Origin of the sequence: Pseudoalteromonas peptidolytica (assembly GCF_012641745.1) — a bacterium.
Classification (GTDB): domain Bacteria; phylum Pseudomonadota; class Gammaproteobacteria; order Enterobacterales; family Alteromonadaceae; genus Pseudoalteromonas; species Pseudoalteromonas peptidolytica.
On record NZ_WEHZ01000005.1, the window covers coordinates 28,373 to 49,478 of the forward strand.

16 protein-coding genes are annotated in these 21,106 nt (G+C 42.4%); 3 read left to right on the forward strand and 13 right to left on the reverse strand.

The features are described 5' to 3' along the window. Window positions 1–116: 116 nt before the first annotated feature. The 6 genes from galU to rppH are packed head-to-tail and all read right to left on the reverse strand — an operon-like array spanning window position 117 to window position 6,360. The gene (gene galU, locus F9Y84_RS04655; protein WP_147390946.1) at window positions 117–998 is read right to left on the reverse strand and encodes a UTP--glucose-1-phosphate uridylyltransferase GalU; all 882 of its coding nucleotides are present in this window, start codon (window positions 996–998) and stop codon (window positions 117–119) included. 8 nt (window positions 999–1,006) lie between these two features. Then, a complete protein-coding gene (locus tag F9Y84_RS04660; protein ID WP_147390947.1) occupies window positions 1,007–1,840 on the reverse strand; it encodes a thymidylate synthase in 834 nt (277 codons plus the stop codon). Window positions 1,841–1,852: 12 nt separating this feature from the next. Continuing rightward, a complete protein-coding gene (gene lgt, locus F9Y84_RS04665; protein ID WP_125254280.1) occupies window positions 1,853–2,665 on the reverse strand; it encodes a prolipoprotein diacylglyceryl transferase in 813 nt (270 codons plus the stop codon). A gap of 9 nt (window positions 2,666–2,674) precedes the next feature. Next, the gene (locus F9Y84_RS04670) at window positions 2,675–3,484 is read right to left on the reverse strand and encodes a sulfite exporter TauE/SafE family protein (protein ID WP_147390948.1); all 810 of its coding nucleotides are present in this window, start codon (window positions 3,482–3,484) and stop codon (window positions 2,675–2,677) included. A gap of 46 nt (window positions 3,485–3,530) precedes the next feature. Next, window positions 3,531–5,819: a phosphoenolpyruvate--protein phosphotransferase gene (gene ptsP, locus F9Y84_RS04675; RefSeq protein WP_128732351.1), complete on the reverse strand. Its 2,289-nt coding sequence runs from the start codon at window positions 5,817–5,819 to the stop codon at window positions 3,531–3,533. A gap of 16 nt (window positions 5,820–5,835) precedes the next feature. Continuing rightward, window positions 5,836–6,360, reverse strand: coding sequence for an RNA pyrophosphohydrolase (gene rppH / locus F9Y84_RS04680; protein ID WP_147390949.1), 525 nt, complete (start codon window positions 6,358–6,360; stop codon window positions 5,836–5,838). A gap of 435 nt (window positions 6,361–6,795) precedes the next feature. On the opposite strand from rppH, the gene mutH reads away from it, so the two are divergent. Both mutH and F9Y84_RS04690 read left to right on the forward strand, forming a co-directional pair. Beyond that, window positions 6,796–7,470, forward strand: a complete 675-nt coding sequence (gene mutH / locus F9Y84_RS04685) for a DNA mismatch repair endonuclease MutH (RefSeq protein ID WP_147390950.1) — start codon at window positions 6,796–6,798, stop codon at window positions 7,468–7,470. A 376-nt stretch (window positions 7,471–7,846) separates the two neighbouring features. Continuing rightward, a complete protein-coding gene (locus F9Y84_RS04690) occupies window positions 7,847–8,038 on the forward strand; it encodes a hypothetical protein (protein ID WP_128732353.1) in 192 nt (63 codons plus the stop codon). A gap of 57 nt (window positions 8,039–8,095) precedes the next feature. On the opposite strand, the gene eno is transcribed toward F9Y84_RS04690, so the two are convergent. The 5 genes from eno to rlmD form a co-directional block, all read right to left on the reverse strand. Then, complete coding sequence (eno, locus tag F9Y84_RS04695) at window positions 8,096–9,388, reverse strand: phosphopyruvate hydratase (RefSeq protein ID WP_125254274.1); 1,293 nt, start codon at window positions 9,386–9,388, stop codon at window positions 8,096–8,098. Window positions 9,389–9,630: 242 nt separating this feature from the next. Continuing rightward, window positions 9,631–11,265, reverse strand: a complete 1,635-nt coding sequence (gene pyrG, locus F9Y84_RS04700; protein ID WP_147390695.1) for a CTP synthase — start codon at window positions 11,263–11,265, stop codon at window positions 9,631–9,633. Window positions 11,266–11,416: 151 nt separating this feature from the next. Beyond that, window positions 11,417–12,235 carry a nucleoside triphosphate pyrophosphohydrolase gene (gene mazG, locus F9Y84_RS04705; protein WP_147390696.1) on the reverse strand — a complete coding sequence of 273 codons (819 nt, stop codon included), beginning with the start codon at window positions 12,233–12,235 and terminating at the stop codon, window positions 11,417–11,419. Then, complete coding sequence (gene relA / locus F9Y84_RS04710; protein WP_125254271.1) at window positions 12,219–14,372, reverse strand: GTP diphosphokinase; 2,154 nt, start codon at window positions 14,370–14,372, stop codon at window positions 12,219–12,221. The genes mazG and relA overlap by 17 nt, the downstream gene beginning before the upstream one ends. A 206-nt stretch (window positions 14,373–14,578) precedes the next feature. Beyond that, on the reverse strand, window positions 14,579–15,898 hold the full coding sequence (gene rlmD, locus F9Y84_RS04715; RefSeq protein WP_147390697.1) for a 23S rRNA (uracil(1939)-C(5))-methyltransferase RlmD: 1,320 nt from the start codon (window positions 15,896–15,898) through the stop codon (window positions 14,579–14,581). Between the two features lie 78 nt (window positions 15,899–15,976). On the opposite strand from rlmD, the gene barA reads away from it, so the two are divergent. Continuing rightward, the gene (barA, locus tag F9Y84_RS04720; protein ID WP_147390698.1) at window positions 15,977–18,730 is read left to right on the forward strand and encodes a two-component sensor histidine kinase BarA; all 2,754 of its coding nucleotides are present in this window, start codon (window positions 15,977–15,979) and stop codon (window positions 18,728–18,730) included. A gap of 296 nt (window positions 18,731–19,026) precedes the next feature. Here barA and purF read toward each other — a convergent pair whose 3' ends face one another. Together purF and F9Y84_RS04730 are read right to left on the reverse strand one after the other, a co-directional pair. Next, window positions 19,027–20,559 (reverse strand): amidophosphoribosyltransferase, encoded by a 1,533-nt coding sequence (gene purF, locus F9Y84_RS04725; protein WP_128730347.1) that lies wholly within the window; start codon window positions 20,557–20,559, stop codon window positions 19,027–19,029. 18 nt (window positions 20,560–20,577) lie between these two features. Beyond that, window positions 20,578–21,072 carry a CvpA family protein gene (locus tag F9Y84_RS04730; RefSeq protein WP_125254267.1) on the reverse strand — a complete coding sequence of 165 codons (495 nt, stop codon included), beginning with the start codon at window positions 21,070–21,072 and terminating at the stop codon, window positions 20,578–20,580. Window positions 21,073–21,106: the final 34 nt, after the last annotated feature.

The window sequence follows — 21,106 nt, forward strand, 5'->3', positions numbered from 1 at the left end:
AGAAGAAAAAAAAAGCGAGCACTGAGTGTTTTTTAACCATTAATATCTCATAAAATAAAAAAGGGAGCAAAGCTCCCATAATTAACTCACTATATAAAAGAGTATTAATTTCACACTCATTTTGCAAGCTTTGTTATAAATTGCATCAGTTCATTGGAAAATTCATCTCGACGAACAGCATGCTCTATAATCGCTTTCAAATAACCAATCTTGCTGCCACAATCATGGCTTTTACCACAAAGCGCATACGCTTGTACTTGCTCAGTTTCCATCATCATTGCTATCGCATCGGTCAATTGGATTTCTCCTCCTGCCCCTTCTGGCGTTTTTGCCAACAATGGCCAAATAGACTTGTTTAAAACATAGCGGCCAACGATGGCAAGGTTTGAAGGTGCCGTGCCAGGTTTGGGTTTTTCAACCATGTTGTGCATAGGTTTAGATTCACCAGCAGCCAACATTTCACCGCCGATATCTACAATACCAAATTGCGACACAACCTCTTCCGCCACAGGCTCAACCATAACTTGGCTACAACCTTGCTGCTCAAAACGTGCAATCATCTGGGCCAGATTTTCCTGTCTTAGATCAGCAGTAGCAGCATCTATTAACACATCAGGTAGCATGACAACAAAAGGTTCATCGCCAATAACCGGTGCTGCACAATTGATAGCATGTCCAAGCCCTTTGGCTTCACCTTGACGGACCTGTATCATCGTTATTCCTTTTGGACAGATAGATTGCACTTCTTCTAATAACTGTCTCTTTACCCGTTGTTCTAGCGTCGCTTCAAGTTCAAAACTAGTATCGAAATGGTTTTCAATCGAGTTTTTACTGGAGTGAGTAACCAAAACGATCTCTTTGATCCCTGCTGCTGCGGCTTCGTCAACCACATATTGAATAAGTGGCTTATCCACTATGGGTAGCATTTCTTTTGGTATTGCTTTTGTTGCAGGCAACATTCTAGTGCCTAAGCCTGCGACTGGAATAACGGCTTTCATGTTAACTCCTAAATAGCGACTGGTGCTTTAATATGAGGATGGCACTGATAATCAACTAGCTCAAAATCCTCAAATTTAAAGTCGAAAATATCCTTAACTTCAGGGTTAATTCTCATTGTTGGTTTAGGGAACGGCTTTCGGTTTAACTGCTCGTCTACCTGATCCATGTGATTCAAGTATAGGTGAGCATCGCCAAAGGTGTGAATAAAATCACCGACCTCTAGCTCGCACACTTGCGCTATCATCATAGTCAACAGCGCATAGCTCGCAATATTGAAAGGCACACCAAGGAAAATATCTGCGCTACGCTGATATAATTGACAGGATAGCTTGCCATCTAGAACATAAAATTGAAATAACGTATGACAAGGTGGTAACGCCTGCTTGCCCATAGCAGCATTATCTTTTGGTGAGTATTGTGTGTCGGGTAACAACGCTGGGTTCCAAGCACTCACAATTAAGCGCCTAGAGTCCGGGTTGGTTTTTATTTGCTCAACCACATCTTTGATTTGATCTACAACCTCTCCGTTTGGTCCTACCCATGAGCGCCATTGACTACCATATACTGGCCCTAAGTCACCTTCATCTGTGGCCCAACCGTCCCATATTCTTACCCCATTATCGTTTAGGTATTTTATATTCGTATCACCGTTTAAAAACCATAGTAACTCATGAATAATTGAGCGTAGATGACACTTTTTGGTAGTAACTAATGGGAAGCCTTCTTGTAAGTTAAAGCGCATTTGATAACCAAACACACTGACTGTGCCAGTGCCTGTTCTGTCTTCTTTTTTAGTGCCATTGTCACACACATGGCGCATCAGTTCTAAATATTGTTTCATTATTGCTACTCTTTAACTTTTTGCTTGTCCGGTAGGTGTCATTTTACTGTCGCGCTTGTATGCCCACACCATGAGAATGGTACCAGCTATTACCATAGGTAGTGATAGGATTTGGCCCTGCGAAATTATGCCGCCATATAAGCCAATATGGGCATCCGGCTCTCGGAAGTACTCAATAGCAAAACGAAATACACCGTATCCGGCTAAAAATAATCCTGCAACGCTGCCTGCTGGGCGAGGTTTTTTTCTGAACCAAACTAGCATAATAAATAACACTAACCCTTCAAAAAACGCTTCATATAACTGTGATGGGTGGCGCGGTTGTGGTCCACCGGTTGGAAATACAAACGCCCACGGCACGTCTGTAACTCGCCCCCATAATTCACCATTAATAAAGTTACCAATACGCCCTGCTAAGAGTCCAACCGGTACCATAGGTACCACAAAGTCACCAACTGACAAAATAGAGCGATTATGTTTAACTGCATAAATAACAATAGCTGTAATTACACCAAGCGCGCCGCCGTGGAATGACATACCACCTTGGTCAACTCGAAATAGATAAAGCGGATTCTCTATAAAGTGAGAAAATTGATAAAATAATACATAGCCGATACGACCACCTAAAATAACCCCAAGCATAGAATAAAAGACAAGATCACCAACTTGGTCTTTGTTCCAGCCAGAATTCGGCTTTTTCGCCTCTTTTGCCGCCCACCACATAGCGAACATAAAGCCGATTAAATACATTAGTCCATACCAGCGCACACTCAGCGGTCCGATGGAAAAAATCACAGGGTCTATCTGTGGAAACTGCAAAGCCATAGCCTTTCCTTAATTTATTAACATATTGCCAGCGATAATAATCAGTAACGCCGCAAACACTTTTTTAATCGTTGCCACTGGTAAATGATGCGTTGCTTTTGCACCAATAGGCGCCATAAACCAAGACGTGGCTACTATACCGACTAAAGCGGGTAAGTAGACAAAGCCTAAAAAGCCGTGTTCAATATCCACATGTTTTGCACCAGAGGCAATATAACCAAAAGAGCCGAAAATTGCGATGACGATGCCGCTCGCTGAAGCGCACCCAATCGCTTTTTTCATATCAAGTGAAAAAAAAGTCAATAGTGGAACAATCAACGCTCCCCCACCAATACCTATCATAGCGGATAGTGCCCCCGTTACAGAGGTTAACACCGAAAGGATTGGCCCTTTTGGCATTACTCTGGTTGATTGTGCCGGTTTCCTGGAGCTCCAAGCCATTTTCATCGCAATACCGATAACACTAACCACAAAAATGATTCTAACGATTTTTTCTGGTAACAATACCGCCGCAAAACCACTTCCCAGCGCGCCGAATGCAACTCCCAACATCACCCAAGGCGCAATATGCCATGGCACATTGTCATTTTTATGATGGGCCTTTGCAGAAGATGTCGAAGTAAAAATAATTGATGCAAGTGACGTCGCCACCGCGACTATGACAACTTGCTCATTGGGAATGATTGCGAACTTAGTAAGTATGACTGATAAAATCGGAACAATTAGCAAGCCTCCGCCAATTCCAAGGAGACCTGCAAGAAAACCAACGGCACAGCCAAGTAAAGCGCATAGTAAAACGATGAGTAAAATAGTGTCCATCAAAAGCTCTTCTTCTTATTGCGCGCTAATGGTAGCGTAAATAGCGTTAAGAAGCACCCTTTGCTTGATGACTGGTGTAGAGTAATTCTGCAAAGCTATGTTCAATCATAAACTCCTTTATCACTCGACGAACTTGCTTTGAAGAAGACTGTGTCAAACAGGTCTGCAACAGCGTTTCCATATCTGTTACATTGAGCCGGCGAAGTACCCACTTCACTTTGTTCAAAGATGAAATATTCATACTTAAACGGCGATATCCCATCGCTACCAGTAATATCGCACCTTCAGGCTCACCGCCGAGTTCGCCACATAAACTAAACGGCAGCTCGTGCGCTTCACATTCCTGAGCAATATGATTCAGCACTCTAAGTACGCTAGGGTGATATGGGTCAAAAAGATCTGCCACTTGAGCATTTGTCCTATCGACGGCTAGCAGGTATTGAGTTAGGTCATTACTACCAACAGAACAGAAGTCAATTTTTGTTGCCCAGTCAGGTAATAAGTATATACTTGAGGGCACTTCGAGCATTACACCAACTTCTGGTCTATCGATTGTGTAAAATGGATCTGCCCATTCATCTTGTAGCTCAAAGCAGGCTTGGTCAATTAATGCTATCGCTTCATCAATTTCTTCACTGTGGCCCACCATAGGCAGCATAATTTGCAAATTCCCAAGACCGGCATTGGCTTTTATCATGGCTTTGATTTGGTCTAAAAATAATTCGGGATGATCGAGGGATACGCGAATACCTCGCCAACCCAGAAATGGGTTATCTTCACGTATATCGAAATAATCTAAAACTTTATCACCACCAATATCCAGCGTTCTCATCACGACAGGCTCAGGATGGTAACGCGTTAGTACCTCACGATACCAAACTTCTTGTTCTGCTTGAGTAGGAAACTGCCCTTTTTGCATAAACCACGACTCGGTTCGATATAACCCTACTCCATCACAATAGCTTGCGCTCATGGTTTCTGTAGAGAGATCAAGGCCCGCGTTTAAGAGCAGGTTAATACGCTCTCCGTCAAGTGTAATTGGCGGTAAATCATGCTCCGCTTCAAACTTATCATGGAGCATATTGTCTTTACGCTTTATTTCCACATATTCATTAACAAGCATTTGAGAAGGTGAGATATAAAGACGGCCGGAGTACGCATCCATAATCATGGACTTACCATCAAACTGTAGTAAGGGAATGTCTTCGATCCCCCAAATAGCAGGCACTCCCATGGCACGAGTTAAAATAGACGCATGTGAATTGACTGAACCGTGAACACTCACCACGCCTTTTAGTTTTTCTTTTGGTACTTGGGCCAGCATTGTTGGTGTTAAAGTGTGTGCAATTATAATCGTATTGTCTGGATACTGCTTGATGACTTGTTCTGTTGACACCAAATGTTGAAGTACCCGTAAACCAATATCTTTTACATCTATCGCGCGCTCTTTGATATAAGGGTCGCTCATCCTATCAAACTGTGCTACCAGTTTTTCAATCACTATTTTTAGCGCTGTTTTGGCATTCCAACCTCGCTCAATCTCGGACTCAACCTGTGTCCCTAAACTTCTCGCGTCTAACAGTTGTTGGTACACTTCAAAGACAGCGACAGCTTCTTTGGGGATATCGTCGCTCAGTGTTTTCGCTAAAATATGAAATTCTTGACGAGTAGCCGCTACAGCTTGATGAAATAACTGAATTTGCTGTTGGCTATTATCACAATGCTGCGCTTCGATACTTTTGAAGTCTATGTGAGGCAACACAACATAACCTGACCCCAGAGCAATGCCCGGGGCACTAGAAACCCCTTTCAAGACAGATGTTCGATGACTACTTGCATCTTGCTGTAATAACGTCTGAATTTCTGCGTTTGCGAGCACAGAGGCCAATTGTGCTGAGAGCGTGATCAAAAAAGACTCTTCGTCGTGGCTAAATACGCGAGCGATTTTCTGCTGCACCACAATGACTCCAAGCACTTTACGTTGATGAACCACAGGAACAGACAAAAAAGCGTTGTAGCCTTCTTCATTTACTTCGGGGGAGAGTTTAAATCTCGGGTGAGATTGAGCATGCGCAACATTGATAGGTTCTTCACGCTGAGCAACAAGGCCAACCAGGCCTTCTGTAAATCCCATTCGGAATTGCCCGATTGCTTCAGGATTTAACCCATCTGTAGCCATCAAGATAAAATTGTCTTGACTATAATCTGCAAAATAAACTGAGCAGCACTCAGTGTGCATAGCCTCTTTAACCATAGTAACAAAGCAATTTAACGCGCTTTGTAGGTCACTTTGCTGTGCCACTGATTCAGCAATCGATCTCAACGTTGCTAACACTTGCTGCTCCTTAAGTTTACCGCTTATTGCGCCAGAACTCTTTTTGCCCATGTGATTCACGCTTGCCAAATGGCATTGCGAATGGAGCAAACTCTTTCATAACACGTCGATAAACATCACGTTTAAACGATACTACTTGGCGGACTGGGTACCAATAGCTCACCCAGCGCCAGTCATCGAACTCAGGATGATGGGTTCGTAATAAATCTACATCCTCATCCTTGCACCTCAGCTTCAACAAAAACCACTTTTGCTTTTGCCCAATGCAGACCGGACTTGAATCTCTTCTAATTAACCTTTTCGGTAGTTTGTAACGTAACCAATGTTTAGAACTTGCTACAATTTCAACATCTTCTGGCCTAAGCCCAACTTCTTCATGATGTTCACGATACATCGTTTGCTCAGGCGTTTCCCCTTGATCTATTCCACCTTGAGGAAATTGCCAAGAGTGTTGTCCGTAACGACGGGCCCAAAATACCTGCCCCTGATTATTACAAATCACTATTCCGACATTGGCACGAAACCCTTCGGCATCAATCACCTTAGTGCCTCATTTATAAGTCGATTTCTAATGATTGTTCCACAACTCCTGCGTCACGGCAAATTTAATTCCTTACTATACCTAAATTATCTCAGCATATTCTCAACTTACCCACAACTTGTGCATAACCCAATCAATTATCGTTTAAATTACCAACAAAAACATAGTTACACACTTTAAATCTTATGTTTTCCACATATTCTGTGGATAATTATGTTTATAGCCCTGTATTTATCCAAAGAACTGACAATTCTACTAAGTTGACAACCTACAACTTTAAAAATAATCCTATATTTATCATGGTGATAGCTATTATACACACAGAAGTTCATGCGACTATTTAAATCCACAATCAAATTGAGTGTAAATTGACCAACTTACTTCGTCTTATGATTTCATTTATAATGATGCTTTCACCACATATTGGAGAATCACTTGTCATTCGTTACGCCACCGCACTCTGTAGCGGAGCTTATGCAGCGTGTTGATAACATCGCTGGCTTAACATTAGGTGAGCTTGCTGAGCAATTATCCTTTAAAACACCTCAAGACTTACTTAGAGAAAAAGGATGGGTTGGGCAACTGGTTGAAGCCGCCTTGGGTGCCAGCGCTGGCTCCAAACCTATTCCCGATTTTGAATATATTGGTGTCGAGCTGAAGACATTACCAATTAGTTATCACGGTAAACCTCTAGAGACAACCTACGTCTCCGTTGTACCACTCACTCAGTTAACCGGGCTAACATGGTACAACTCAACAGTAAAAAAGAAGCTTTCTCACGTCCTTTGGTTACCTATATTAGCTGAGAGAGATATTCCTGTGGTGGAACGAGTTATCGGGCAAGGTTTTTTGTGGCAACCAAGTCCAGTTCAAGAACAGCAGATTCGTAGAGACTGGGAAGAGCAAATTGAATTAATCGCAACGGGCAACGTAGATCAAATATCTGGACACCTGGGCGAAGTCATGCAAATAAGGCCAAAGGCAGCGAACGCAAAAGCACTTACAGATGCTATTGGTCCGAATGGAAAGTGCATCCAAACACTCCCTAGAGGATTTTACTTAAAAACTAATTTTACCCAATCAATACTCGCTCAAGAGTTTAGTGCTTAAGCAGCTGCATTTGCTGACCGTTCAGATTATACCAATTTTCTTACTTAAGTAGTCTATTTTGAGGCGAGAAAATCTTGTCGATAACCAGACAAAAATTTTGCTATTTAGTTGTTCTAAATAAGAAATTTTAACGCGGTTAGCGTCAGATTTACTCCTTCAAATTGAACAAGTACTAAGTCAAATTAGTATTATGCTCGAGCGCCTCAAGTCAAAATAGTAATAGACTACCTGAAACTCATATCGAGCATACGACTGTTGACTTTTCGAACAAAAAATGAAAGTGTAAAAATTAATCGAGCCTTGATCGCTAACCTGTAAATTAAAATAGCATTACAGCCTCGATTGACGCTTATATTTTTATTGAAGGAAAACGATAATGAAATTAAAGTTCAACAAGAAATCAATTAAAGAACTCAGTGTAACTGGCACAATGTCAAAAAAAATGACACCTATGGTCGCAGGAGGTAATGATCTCGGGATGACAGATGGCGCCTGCAACTCAGACCAAATATGTTGGACGTTTAGAAACGGTCAAGCAAATTGTCAAATTTGGAATGACGAGCGTTAGAAATAAAAACGCCAGTCCTGTGACTGGCGTTTTTAAAATTAACAGAGCAGTTGCTACTTACTGCCCTTTGATTTCACTACGACCTTTATAAATGGCTTTTTCACCTAGTGCTTCTTCAATACGTAGTAACTGGTTGTATTTCGCTACGCGATCTGAACGACAAAGTGAACCCGTCTTGATTTGACCAGCCGCTGTAGCTACCGCTAAATCTGCAATCGTCGCATCCTCTGTCTCACCAGAGCGGTGTGAAATGACAGCAGTAAAGCCTGCATCTTGTGCCATTTTGATAGCATCAAGCGTTTCAGACAGCGAACCGATCTGGTTAAATTTGATCAAGATTGAGTTACCAATACTTTCTTCAATACCACGCTTTAGGATCTTAGTGTTAGTAACAAAGAGGTCATCACCTACTAGCTGGACTTTATCACCAATTTTATCCGTGAGAATTTTCCAACCAGCCCAATCGCTTTCATCGAGGCCATCTTCGATTGATACAATTGGGTAGCGTGCAGCAAGATCAGCCAAGAAGCCAGCAAAACCTTCTGAGTCGAATGTTTTACCTTCGCCTTTTAAGTCATACTTGCCATCTACATAAAACTCAGATGCAGCACAGTCAAGTGCTAGCGTGACGTCTTTGTTCATTTCATAGCCAGCCGCAGCAACCGCTTCAACAATCACTTCCAGCGCTTCTTCGTTTGATTTAAGATCTGGTGCAAAACCACCTTCATCACCAACCGCTGTGTTTAGACCACGAGACTTAAGTACTTTTTTCAGGCTGTGGAAAATTTCGGCGCCCATGCGTAACGCTTCACGAAAGCTTTTTGCACCGACAGGTTGAACCATAAACTCTTGAATATCAACGTTGTTATCCGCATGCTCACCACCATTGATGATATTCATCATAGGAACTGGCATTGAGTATTGGCCTGCTGTACCGTTAATGTCTGCAATATGCTCGTATAGTGCAACACCTTTATCTTGTGCTGCAGCTTTTGCTGTTGCTAGAGATACTGCAAGAATGGCGTTAGCACCTAGTTTTTCTTTGTTTTCAGTGCCATCTAAATCTAACATAATTTGGTCGATTGCACGTTGCTCAAGCGCATTTTGACCTTCAAGTGCTGCCGCGATTTCGTTATTTACGTAGTTTACCGCAGTTAAGACACCTTTACCTAAGTAACGAGTTTTATCTCCGTCACGTAGCTCTAGTGCTTCACGGGTACCCGTAGATGCACCTGATGGCGCACATGCACGACCCCATGCACCTGATTCTAGGTGTACGTCCGCTTCTACTGTTGGGTTACCGCGTGAGTCCATAACTTCACGGCCAATCACTCTAACGATTTTTGACATCTTGATTCCTCTTATTCCCAAAGTGGTGTGTGTTGCACTGCTTTGTTGCAGGCGAATATTAGGGTCAATAAACCCACTTTACAGTTTGCCCTATCTCTGCTGCGTCGCAAAGTGAAGAATTTACACGTATCACATTGAGGCGCGGGCAGATAAGAAAAGGCTTGGCGACAAACACTTAATTAGTGCCTGTGGCAAAACCTTCTGCTACAAAAAAGCCGTGCAAGAGCACGGCTTTTTCTTAGTTATGAAGACGCCTTTTGGTGGCTGTGTGCCGCCGCTACAAAGCCTTCAAATAATGGGTGACCATCTCGAGGCGTTGATGTGAACTCAGGGTGGAACTGAGCTGCAATAAACCAAGGGTGATCTTTATTTTCGATGATTTCAACTAGCTTTTTGTCTTCTGAAAGACCGGTGAATTGCAAACCTGCTTTTTCAAGTTCGCTAACATAGTTGTTGTTCACTTCATAGCGGTGACGGTGACGTTCAACGATTTCAGCATTACCGTAAACTTCGCGCACTTTAGAGCCTTCTTTCAAGTGACAAAGTTGTGCACCAAGACGCATTGTACCGCCCAAGTCAGAGTTTTCGGTACGCACTTCAATCTTACCATCAGCATCTAACCACTCAGTAATAAGGCCAACAACTGGGTGCGGACTTTCCAGATCAAACTCTGTCGAGTTAGCACCGGTAAGACCCGCAACGTTGCGCGCATATTCAATCAGCGCAACCTGCATACCTAAACAAATACCTAAATATGGTACGCTGTTCTCACGGGCATATTTAGCAGCTAAAATCTTACCTTCTACACCACGGTTGCCAAACCCACCAGGGACTAAAATGGCATCAAGGTGCTCAAGTAATTCAGTACCTTTGCTTTCGATATCCTGTGAATCAACATATTCAATGTTAACCGTTAAACGGTTTTTCAAACCCGCATGCTTTAATGCTTCGTTTACAGATTTATAAGCATCTGGCAATTCGATGTATTTTCCTACCATTCCGATAGTCACTTCACCGGTTGGGTTAGACTCTTGATATAATACTTGTTCCCACTCAGATAAATCCGCCTCTGGACACTCAAGATAGAAACGACGGCAGATAATATCATCTAGCTCTTGCGACTTTAAGAGCGCTGGGATCTTATAGATACTGTCAACGTCTTGCAGAGAAATAACTGCCTTTTCTTCAACGTTCGTGAACAGTGCAATCTTCGCACGCTCATTCGCAGGTAATTTACGGTCTGAACGACAGATCAAAATATCAGGTTGAATACCAATTGAGCGAAGCTCTTTTACAGAATGCTGTGTAGGCTTAGTTTTTACTTCGCCCGCAGGGCCTAAGAAAGGCACTAACGTTAAGTGCATAAACAAAGCACTTTCACGACCAAGCTCAGTCCCTAATTGGCGAATTGCTTCTAGGAAAGGTTGTGATTCAATATCACCAACTGTGCCACCGATCTCAACAATAGCAACATCATGGCCTTCTGCACCTTCAAGTACACGGCGTTTAATGTCGTTTGTGATGTGAGGAATAACCTGAATAGTAGCACCTAGGTACTCACCTCTGCGCTCTTTACGTAACACATCTTCAAATACACGGCCTTGTGTAAAGTTGTTACGCTTGGTCATTTTGGTACGAATAAAACGCTCATAGTGGCCAAGGTCAAGGTCTGTTTCCGCGCCGTCCTCGGTTACGAATACTTCACCGTGCTGGATAGGGCTCATTGTCCCAGGGTCAACATTGATGTAAGGATCTAACTTTAAAATCGTTACTTTTAAGCCACGTGCTTCTAAAATAGCGGCCAAAGAAGCAGCTGCAATACCTTTACCCAAGGAGGATACTACTCCGCCCGTTACGAAGATAAATTTTGTACTCATGCGAACCCTAGAAATTTCAGGAAAATTGGAATTTAAATAAGAATCAAGACGGGGCGATAGTATAGCAAAAGGCCCCAAGTCATTCCAGCTAAAAATGACTCAGGTCTACAATATATTTAGCCAAAGGTACTACGACTCTGCGATCGACATCCTATTTACAACCGCGTTGACGGCGCTTCACCGTTTCCCATGCAGCATCCATTTGTGCTAAATTCGCTTCTTCTAGTGTAAGTGATGACTCATTAAGCACCGATTCTATTTGCACAAAACGGTGTTTAAATTTTTCATTTGCTTGGCGCAGTAATTGTTCAGGGTCTCTCTTAATGTGGCGGCTTACGTTTACGGTAGCAAACAGCAAATCCCCTATTTCTTCAGCCGTATGTTCAGACAATGGGTCAACCTGCAGAGCTTCATTTACTTCAGCAATTTCTTCTTGCACTTTGTCCCACGCACCGTGATAACTCGGCCAATCAAATCCAAGCTTAGCAGCTCGTTTTTGGGTTTTATAAGCTTTGGTTAATGCCGGCAGGCTACTTGGAATATCAGCCGCAAATTCATCAGTTGGTCGCCTTGATTTCTCTTGCTGCTTTATTTTGTGCCATTGCTCCTCAAGTTCCGCATCTGTGAGCTTTTCTTTTTTTGTAAACACGTGAGGATGACGTCTGACTAACTTTTCATTCAGCGTCTGCACTATATCTGCAAAATCAAATAGCCCCTGTTCTTTACCCAACTGCGCATAGAATATGACTTGAAATAGTAAATCACCCAGCTCTTCTTTTAGGTGAACAAAATCATCACGCTCAATAGCATCAGCAACCTCATGTGCTTCTTCTAATGTATGAGGCACAATAGAGTTAAACGTTTGCTGTTTATCCCAGTCACAACCTGTGTCAGAGTCGCGCAGCTGCGTCATAATCTGCAACAGTTTCTCAATATCAGGGACAACATTGGATTTAGAGTCGCTTGGCATCGAATACCCCTTCAATCTGCATCAACTTGGTCAGCAACCGGTGCATCGCGGACAAATCATCTACTTCAACTTTCATCATAAACACAGCAACATTCTTATCATCTTGTGTTTGTACATTCATGTTAAGTACGTTAACTTTTTCATTTGCAAGCACTGAGCTGATATCTCTGATCAATCCTTGGCGATCATGTGCTTCTATCTTCAAAGTAATAGAATAAGCGGCTTTAACATTATCAGACCAACTTACTGCGATCTCTCGCTCAGGATGCTTATCACTAATATGCGCGAATGACTCACAATCTGAACGATGTACCGCGATGCCGCGACCTTGAGTAATGTACCCAACAATGTCATCTCCTGGAACCGGCTCACAACACTTAGCCATATGACTCATCAAACTTCCCACACCATCAACTACGACCGCATTTTTGTCACCTTTGCTTTGCTTTGGTGAGGAAATTTTTAATTTAGGAGTATCTTCAGGTTTGTCCTGTACATAATTAAGAAATTGATTGATCCGAACGTCACCTGCACCAATCGCTACCATCAAGTCATCTAATTCTTTAAAATTAAAACGTGCAATAGCAGGTTCTAAGTCTTTATAAGTAATATCTAACTTTTGTAGGTGACTATCTAAAAGCTCTTTGCCCGCTTGAAGGTTTTTATCTCGATCTTGCTGTTTAAACCAATGATGAATTTTACTGCGTGCTCTTGAAGAATGAATATAACCTAGCGATGGGTTTAACCAATCTCGACTTGGTGACGCATTCTTTTGAGTGAGGATCTCGACTTGATCGCCAGTACGTAGGGTGTAAGTGAAAGGTACGATTTTGCCAAATACTTTTGCTCCAATACAGCGGTGCCCCACATTTGAGTGAATATAATACGCAAAATCAAGAGGCGTCGCCCCCAGTGGTAAATCAAAGATATCGCCTTTTGGCGTAAAGACATAAACACGGTCTTCAACAACCTGGTTTTTCAATTCATCCGCAATTTCACTGCCATCAACCACCTCTTCTTGCCACTGCAACAATTTGCGTAGCCAGCTGATCTTCTGCTCATATCCTGAATTTCGACCTGGCAACGCGCCTTCTTTATACATCCAGTGCGCTGCAACCCCAAGCTCAGCATCTCGATGCATGGCTTCAGTTCTAATTTGAATTTCTACAGTTTTGCCTTCTGGCCCAAACACGACGGTATGGATTGATTGATAACCATTTTGCTTTGGTGTCGCAATATAATCATCAAACTCTTTGTTTAAATGCCGCCAACTGGTATGAACAATGCCCAGTGCTGCATAACAGTCTTGGATCTCATCAACCACGACACGCATTGCTCTGATGTCAAACAGCTGCTCAAATTCGTAGCTCTTTTGTACCATTTTTTTATAGATACTATAAATATGCTTCGGACGACCATACACCTGCGCTTTAACACCGGCATCCGCAAGCTTTTGCGCCACCGAGCTGACCATATTTTCCATATAGGCTTCACGGTCTAAGCGCTTGTCCGAGAGCTTTTTGGCGATCGATTTATAAGTATCAGGGTGCAGGTATCTGAAAGATAAGTCTTCGAGTTCCCACTTCAGCTGTCCAATCCCTAACCGGTTAGCGAGAGGCGCAAAAATATTAGCAGCTGCTTTGGCTGCAACCACTCGCTCTTCTTCAGATGCTTTTTTTACCGCACGTAAATGACAGATTTGCTCCGCGAGCTTGATGACCACCGCTCTGACATCTTCAACCATAGAAAGTAACATACGACGAATGTTATCTACTTGCACTTTCCCTGAGCTTTGATGCGCAAGCGTACTAATGGTTTCCATATTTTCGACTCCCTTTAACAGGAGGGAAATATTATTTCCTAATTCTTCTTCAACCTGCTCAACAGAGAGCGTACCTGCAACAAAATAGGGAGTTAAAAACGCAGTTGCTAAAGATTCACTATCAAAGTTTAAATCAGCGAGGATCTCAACCATTTCAATGGCATTATTGAGATCCTCATTAGATTCATCAGTGGGGCATAGCTCATAAGCTCTTTGTAACCATGCTCGTTGATCCGATGATAAATTTAAGATAGTGAGTCGTGCATCAAACTCCAGTGGTAGCGTGGTTTGATGCGACTGCCGAGTAGCAACCATGTTTTGATACCTCCTTAAAATTTCTTACCCATGTGATAAAACCATCACTGAGGGTATCGCCGTACCCATTTCATTTTTAGGTACTCATGTCATTGCGATTACATTCTCTTTTTCGACCATACGCTTATTCGCGAGCGAATAAAAACGTTTACTAAGAGCCTAAACCCAATTGCCATCACTTAATCTATGTATCATGATGATTCAAGCTATTTTTGCTGTTTTACAAACAGTGCCATGGTTTCAATATGTCCTGTGTGGACAAACATATTCATTAAGCCCAGCTTTTCTAGCGTAAACCCAGCACGATGGATCACTTGCGCGTCACGAGCTAAGGTAACCGGATCGCATGAGACATATAAGATCCGTGAAAACTGTCCTAACGGTAATTGCTCTAACACTTCAAGTGCCCCAGTCCTGGAAGGGTCAAGTAGTAATACGTCTACACTTGGATCAAACCAAGTGGCTTCACTGATAGCGCGAGTTAAGTCAAAACAATGAAACTGAACATTATGGATTTGGTTAGTTTGCGCATTTTGTCTTGCCATTGCAACTGATTGCGCTTCGCCTTCAACACCAATCACTGCATTTGCATATTTTGCGAGCACTAAGGAAAAATTTCCCACGCCACAGAAAAGGTCAAGTACCTTCTCATCAGCACGTGGTTTTAACCAAGTAACTGCTTGATGCAACATAGCATCATTGACGGCTTGATTAACTTGGATAAAGTTATTTAGCTGAAATTCTAATACGAGGCCAAATTCAGGGAGTCGATAATTTGGTAGTTGCTGATATTCAACCGCATTTTCCCCATCGTCAAACACCACTTGATAATTCTCAAGACCAGCTCTAATTGCTTGATAAGTCGTTTGCGAAAGCGCCTTGGTGTGTCGAAATAGCACATAGTTATGATTGTCCGCTTGGCATAACTGAACGTGGCTGATGAACTTAAATTCATTGAGCGCTTGAGACAGCGCATTTAACGTGATGAAAATATCAGCAAAAGGAGCAGCCAACACATTACACTGTTCAATATCCACTATCTGTTTTGACTGACTGGCTCTAAAGCCCAGTTTTACCGTGTTACGTTTCTTATCATAAATACTGGCTATGCGAGCGGCACGACGATAATGAAGTGGTGCAGAGGTAATAGCAGCTTGCCATGGTAACTGTGTTATTTTAGCAAAGCGCGCAAACAGTTTTTCTACGGCTTGTTGCTTTTCGATGAGCTGATTGTCGACGCTTTGATGTTGCAAATTACAACCACCACACTGTTCATAATGCTCACAAAACGGCTGAGTGCGATACTCAGAGGCCGTCATTACTTTGATAAGTTTTGCCTCAAGTAATTTAGACTTTGCTTGAGTTACTTGCGCAGTAACATGTTCATTGGTCAATGCACCAGCTACAAAACATACTTTACCATCGTGACGCGCAACTCCCCTGCCTTGGTGATCCATAGATTCTATTTGAAGGGCAAGGTGTTTTGACGGTTTGGTTGCTTTTTTAGCACGAAAAATCTGTGCCATTGGGTTCCTCATTTGTTTGCTTATCACGTCGGTAAAAGATAATCTTAGTTACAGATTTCTCTGCACTTTTTTGACCCTATGACAAAATTAAACCTGCGTGACAGTATTTTACTACTCACTCTTTTGCCAACCCTACTCGGTGGCTATTTTACTATAAATCGCTACGTAGAGCTTGAGGAAATTCTGATTAGTCAGGGGAATCGTATTTCAGAATCACTAGCCATGTCGGTAGAGTACCCGATAAAAAAACAGGATAAGTCCCATCTGCACAGGATCTTAAGCCAAGCTCACAATAAGCATGCACCTTTGGTAAAAAGTATTGCTCTATTTGACGAGCAAAACCAGCTTATCCTAACCAGCAATTACCATAGTGAATTTGACAAGCTGCACTATTTTGGCGAAGTGCAAGCATTGCAAACGACGGTTGTGACGACTCTTAAAAATACATTTGTCTTTTACTCACCAGTAAAAAATCACCTAGCTAAAAAAACAGACTGGCATAGTGCCGAACCTGCAACGCTAGCAATCTTGGTCGTCGAGATCAGTAAAGACCAAGCACTCATTTCTCAGCAGCGGGCATTAATTTTAAGTGCAATTGTTATTATTTTCTCTTTTTTACTCAGTATCATGTTAGCTATGCGTTTATCTCGTATGCTTACCAAGCCCATTGCCAGCTTAATATTAGCCACTGATAAACTCAATGAGGGTAAGCAAGACATCGCTATTAACGAGCCAATGCGAGGTGAGTTTGAGCTACTACGCCAGGGGCTAATTGTCATTGGTAAAAAAATGGCGAATCAAAAAGACGAAATGCAAAAGCACATTGACCAAGCAACCAGTGACTACCGAGAAACATTAGAGCAATACGAAACACAAAATATTCAGCTCAACATTGCTAAGAAAGAAGCGCAAGATGCCAACCGTGTAAAATCTGACTTTTTAGCGAAGATGAGTCATGAACTTAGAACGCCACTTAATGGCGTCATCGGCTTTACTCGTCAGCTCTATAAAACACCTTTAAATAAACACCAAAAAGATTATTTAGATACCATAGAATTGTCGGCAAACAGTCTGCTTACAATCATCAGCGATATTCTCGACTTCTCAAAGTTAGAAGCCGGAGCAATGGAGCTTGAAAATATTCAGTTTGAGCTGCGTGATGCCGTCAATGAAGTAATGACATTATTGGCTCCAAGTGCCCATGACAAGCACTTAGAGTTTTCTATTTCGGTGAACAGACAAGTACCAGATAATTTGATTGGCGATCCAACACGTTTTAAGCAAGTACTTACCAACCTAATCAGCAATGCCATTAAATTCACTGAAAAAGGGGCAATTAAAGTTGATATTAATCATCGATTAATAGATGAATCTCAATCTTCATTACTGGTGTCAGTCAGCGATACCGGCGTGGGTATCGCACAGGATAAGCAAGACGCCTTATTTACCCCATTTGCTCAAGCGGATACCAGTATTACAAGAAAATTTGGAGGCACAGGACTCGGTTTAATCATTACCAAACACATAGTCGAGGCAATGAATGGCCGTATTACGCTCAACTCAGCACCAGGTCATGGTACATGCTTCTCCTTTAATGCCGTATTTGCATTACCCAATCGGCTTTATAACGATGACTTACCAAGTAAACCTCTTGAGAATAAGCGAGTACTGTATTTTGAACCACAAGAACATACTCACTATGCGGTTGTTTCGCAGTTACAGGCTTGGGATATGCAGGTGACACGCTGTCTCAGTGAAGAGGACTTTGATGACGCACTAGCAAAAGATTTTAATTATGATATTTGTTTAATCGGCTCAATGGCCAGCGTTGATCAAATGCAAACTGTAAAAAGCTACATCAAACAAGCAAGGCAGTCCGCTGATTATTTATACCTAATGGTGAACACGATTTCTCACAACATGCGTGAAGCACTCATTGGTAGCGGTGCCGACGCTTGCCTAAGTAAACCATTAAACCACAGAAAATTGTGTGAAATGTTAGCTGCTCCTTATCGCCTAGACCATCCCGATATGAGCGCCAACGAAATTGAAACTACCAACCTACCATTGAAAGTGCTAGTGGCAGATGACAATGACGCAAACTTAAAGCTGATATGTACGCTCTTAGACGAGCAAGTAGAAGCTATAGACACTGCCCACAATGGTGCTCAAGCCGTGAGTCTATGTAAATCAAGAAAATATGATCTGATATTTATGGATATTCAGATGCCGATTATGGATGGGATCAGTGCTTGCAAAAGTATTCGTGAATCATCTCTCAATGAAGATACTCCCATTATTGCAGTCACGGCTCATGCCTTAGCAGGTGAAAAAGAAGAGTTACTAAAAAATGGTTTTAGTAACTACATGACCAAGCCAATTGATGAAGATATGTTAAAGCAGATCATCTGCGACCATAGCACCTCATCTCCCATTGCAAGGCAAAAAAATAATGAACATGAACGGCACAGCGTCCCTCCTTTTGAAAGCCAAGTACTAGACTGGGGGTTAGCATTACAACGCGCTGGCAACAAACCAGATCTGGCGCTTGAGATGTTGAATATGCTGCTCTCTAGTGTTCCCGAGACACTTCAACAACTAGAATCTGCGCAACAGGCTGAAGATGGTGCGACACTACTCAAGGTCATACATAAGTTTCATGGTGCATGCTGTTATACCGGTGTACCAGCGCTTAAAAAGTTAGCTGAAACCATAGAAACAAGTTTAAAACAGGCTAAACCTCTCAATGATATTGAGCCTGAGCTATATGAATTAGTAGACAGTTTAACAATGCTATTAAACGATGCTAAGCCTAATCAAGTACTATCTTAATGAGGCTGAAGTGAGTGGCATTTGCACCAACCAGCTAGCTAAGTACTTAATTTTTTAAGAGAAGAGCATGACGATAACACCACCTACTCTGCTATCGTCATGGTATGTACATGCAAACTTTGCTATCGAGTCGTTATAGATAAGAAATTTTTAACGCAGTTAGCATCAAGTTTACTCCTCTAAATTGAGCAAGCATTAAGGCTAATTGGTAAAACACGAAAAAGCCCAAGTATCACTTGGGCTTTTTTACGTTAACGCTGATGGCTGAACATCCAGCGCATTTGGGAGTAAGTTTACTACTCGCCTTCTGTGCTTTCAGTTTCTTGATTATGTAACTCAAGACTTGCGGACATAGCTGCTTCACGCGTTGACTTGGCAGAATCATTACGAAGCTCATCGATATGATTCAAATAGTTTTGGTCAACATCTCCGGTGATATATTGGCCATCGAATACTGACGTCTCAAACCTTGATACTTCTGGGTTTTCTTGGCGAACCGCCGCAATCAAATCACTCAATGATTGATAAATAAGACCATCAGAGCCGATGCTTGCATTAATATCTTCCACTTCTCGACCATGTGCAATTAACTCAGAAGCAGATGGCATGTCGATACCATACACATTTGGAAATCTCACTTCAGGTGCCGCTGAGGCGAAGTAGACGTTTTTAGCGCCAGCTTCACGCGCCATTTCAACGATTTGTGCTGAAGTTGTACCGCGTACGATAGAGTCATCTACCAACAGCACATTTTTACCAACGAATTCGCGGTCTATTGCGTTCAGTTTACGACGCACTGACTTTTTACGCATTTCTTGACCAGGCATGATGAATGTCCGACCAATATAACGGTTTTTTACAAAACCTTGGCGATATGGCAAACCTAAAACAGAAGCAATTTCTAGGGCAATGTCACACGAAGTTTCTGGGATAGGAATAACCACATCAATGTCTTTATCGCCCCATTCACTGGCAATTTTCTCTCCAAGCTTAGTGCCCATGTTAACGCGCGTTGCATAAACTGACATCTTATCGATATTCGAATCTGGACGAGCAAAGTATACAAACTCAAAAATACACGGTGCTAGAGTCGTTTTCGCAGCGCAGATCTGTGAGAAGAATTCGCCGTTTTCAGTGACATAAATTGCTTCGCCAGGGGCAACGTCGCGGACAAACTCAAATCCGTCAATCGACAATGCCACACTCTCAGAGGCAAACATATACTCTGTGCCACGCTCGGTTTCCTTCTTACCAAACACCAGCGGTCGAATACCATGAGGGTCTCTGAATGCCAAAATACCGTGTCCAATAATCATCGCGATACTTGCGTAACCACCAGATACAACAGACACCACCTCTGTTACCGCGGTAAACATATCTTCCGCATCTAGCTTCATTTTGTCTGTTTTACCGAGCTCATGGGCTAGGATATTCAGCAAAATCTCTGAATCAGAAGTCGTGTTGACGTGACGGCGAGCTTGAGTAAACAAACGCTCTTTTAGCTTTTCAGCATTGGTTAAGTTGCCGTTATGAGCAAGCGCAATACCAAATGGAGAGTTGACGTAAAAAGGTTGTGCCTCTGCTGAGCTTGAAGAACCCGCTGTAGGATAACGTACATGACCAAGGCCGATGTTGCCTTGAAGTCGTTTCATGTGTCTAGTATGAAATACGTCCTTCACTAGACCGTTTGCTTTTCTCAAGCTAAACGTATTGTTGTCAATGGTAATAATGCCAGCCGCATCTTGGCCACGGTGTTGCAAAACAGTTAAGCCATCATAAATCGCCTGATTAACAGGTGATGTTCCGACTATCCCAACGATACCACACATTAAAAATTTCCTCGCCGATTAACGGTTTACCGAATTTAAAAAACTGGAACTATGCTCAAGGTAGGAAAAAAACCACTCGATCACAAAACCAAATTCAGGAATTAAGTTTGATGATTTCCACCATTGCGTACTTGGCGCGTTGGTAAAAGCATCAAGGAAGAAGAGTAAGGCGCTAACGACTAACACGCCTCGAAGTGCACCGAATACGATCCCGATGATCCTATCGGTACCCGAGAGACCAGTTCTTTGAACCAGTTCACTCAAGACATAGTTAACAAGCCCACCTAGCATCAAGGTCGCAATAAAAAGTATGGCAATTGCGGCTGCATTTCTTAAAAGGGGTTCTGAAATGAATGTTAGGAAGGTTGAGAGATATTGATAGAACATGCTGGAGATGAAAAATGCGCCGATCCAAACAACAAGTGACATCGCTTCTTTGACGAAGCCTCGAAGCAAGCCAAAAAGTGTCGATAAACCAACAATGCCTGCAATGGCGTAATCAACCCAGATCATAGTAACCAATAAGTCGTTAATGTGGGGCGCATTC

What these genes read in the sequence shown, in the direction of transcription:
- relA (WP_125254271.1), bottom strand. Translation starts at nt 14,372, where the DNA reads ATGGTTGCTACTCGGCAGTCGCATCAAACCACGCTACCACTGGAGTTT.
- barA (WP_147390698.1), top strand. Translation starts at nt 15,977, where the DNA reads ATGACAAAATTAAACCTGCGTGACAGTATTTTACTACTCACTCTTTTG.
- F9Y84_RS04730 (WP_125254267.1), bottom strand. Translation starts at nt 21,072, where the DNA reads ATGATCTGGGTTGATTACGCCATTGCAGGCATTGTTGGTTTATCGACA.
- F9Y84_RS04690 (WP_128732353.1), top strand. Translation starts at nt 7,847, where the DNA reads ATGAAATTAAAGTTCAACAAGAAATCAATTAAAGAACTCAGTGTAACT.
- pyrG (WP_147390695.1), bottom strand. Translation starts at nt 11,265, where the DNA reads ATGAGTACAAAATTTATCTTCGTAACGGGCGGAGTAGTATCCTCCTTG.
- eno (WP_125254274.1), bottom strand. Translation starts at nt 9,388, where the DNA reads ATGTCAAAAATCGTTAGAGTGATTGGCCGTGAAGTTATGGACTCACGC.
- rlmD (WP_147390697.1), bottom strand. Translation starts at nt 15,898, where the DNA reads ATGGCACAGATTTTTCGTGCTAAAAAAGCAACCAAACCGTCAAAACAC.
- mazG (WP_147390696.1), bottom strand. Translation starts at nt 12,235, where the DNA reads ATGCCAAGCGACTCTAAATCCAATGTTGTCCCTGATATTGAGAAACTG.
- purF (WP_128730347.1), bottom strand. Translation starts at nt 20,559, where the DNA reads ATGTGTGGTATCGTTGGGATAGTCGGAACATCACCTGTTAATCAGGCG.
- galU (WP_147390946.1), bottom strand. Translation starts at nt 998, where the DNA reads ATGAAAGCCGTTATTCCAGTCGCAGGCTTAGGCACTAGAATGTTGCCT.
- F9Y84_RS04660 (WP_147390947.1), bottom strand. Translation starts at nt 1,840, where the DNA reads ATGAAACAATATTTAGAACTGATGCGCCATGTGTGTGACAATGGCACT.
- F9Y84_RS04670 (WP_147390948.1), bottom strand. Translation starts at nt 3,484, where the DNA reads ATGGACACTATTTTACTCATCGTTTTACTATGCGCTTTACTTGGCTGT.
- lgt (WP_125254280.1), bottom strand. Translation starts at nt 2,665, where the DNA reads ATGGCTTTGCAGTTTCCACAGATAGACCCTGTGATTTTTTCCATCGGA.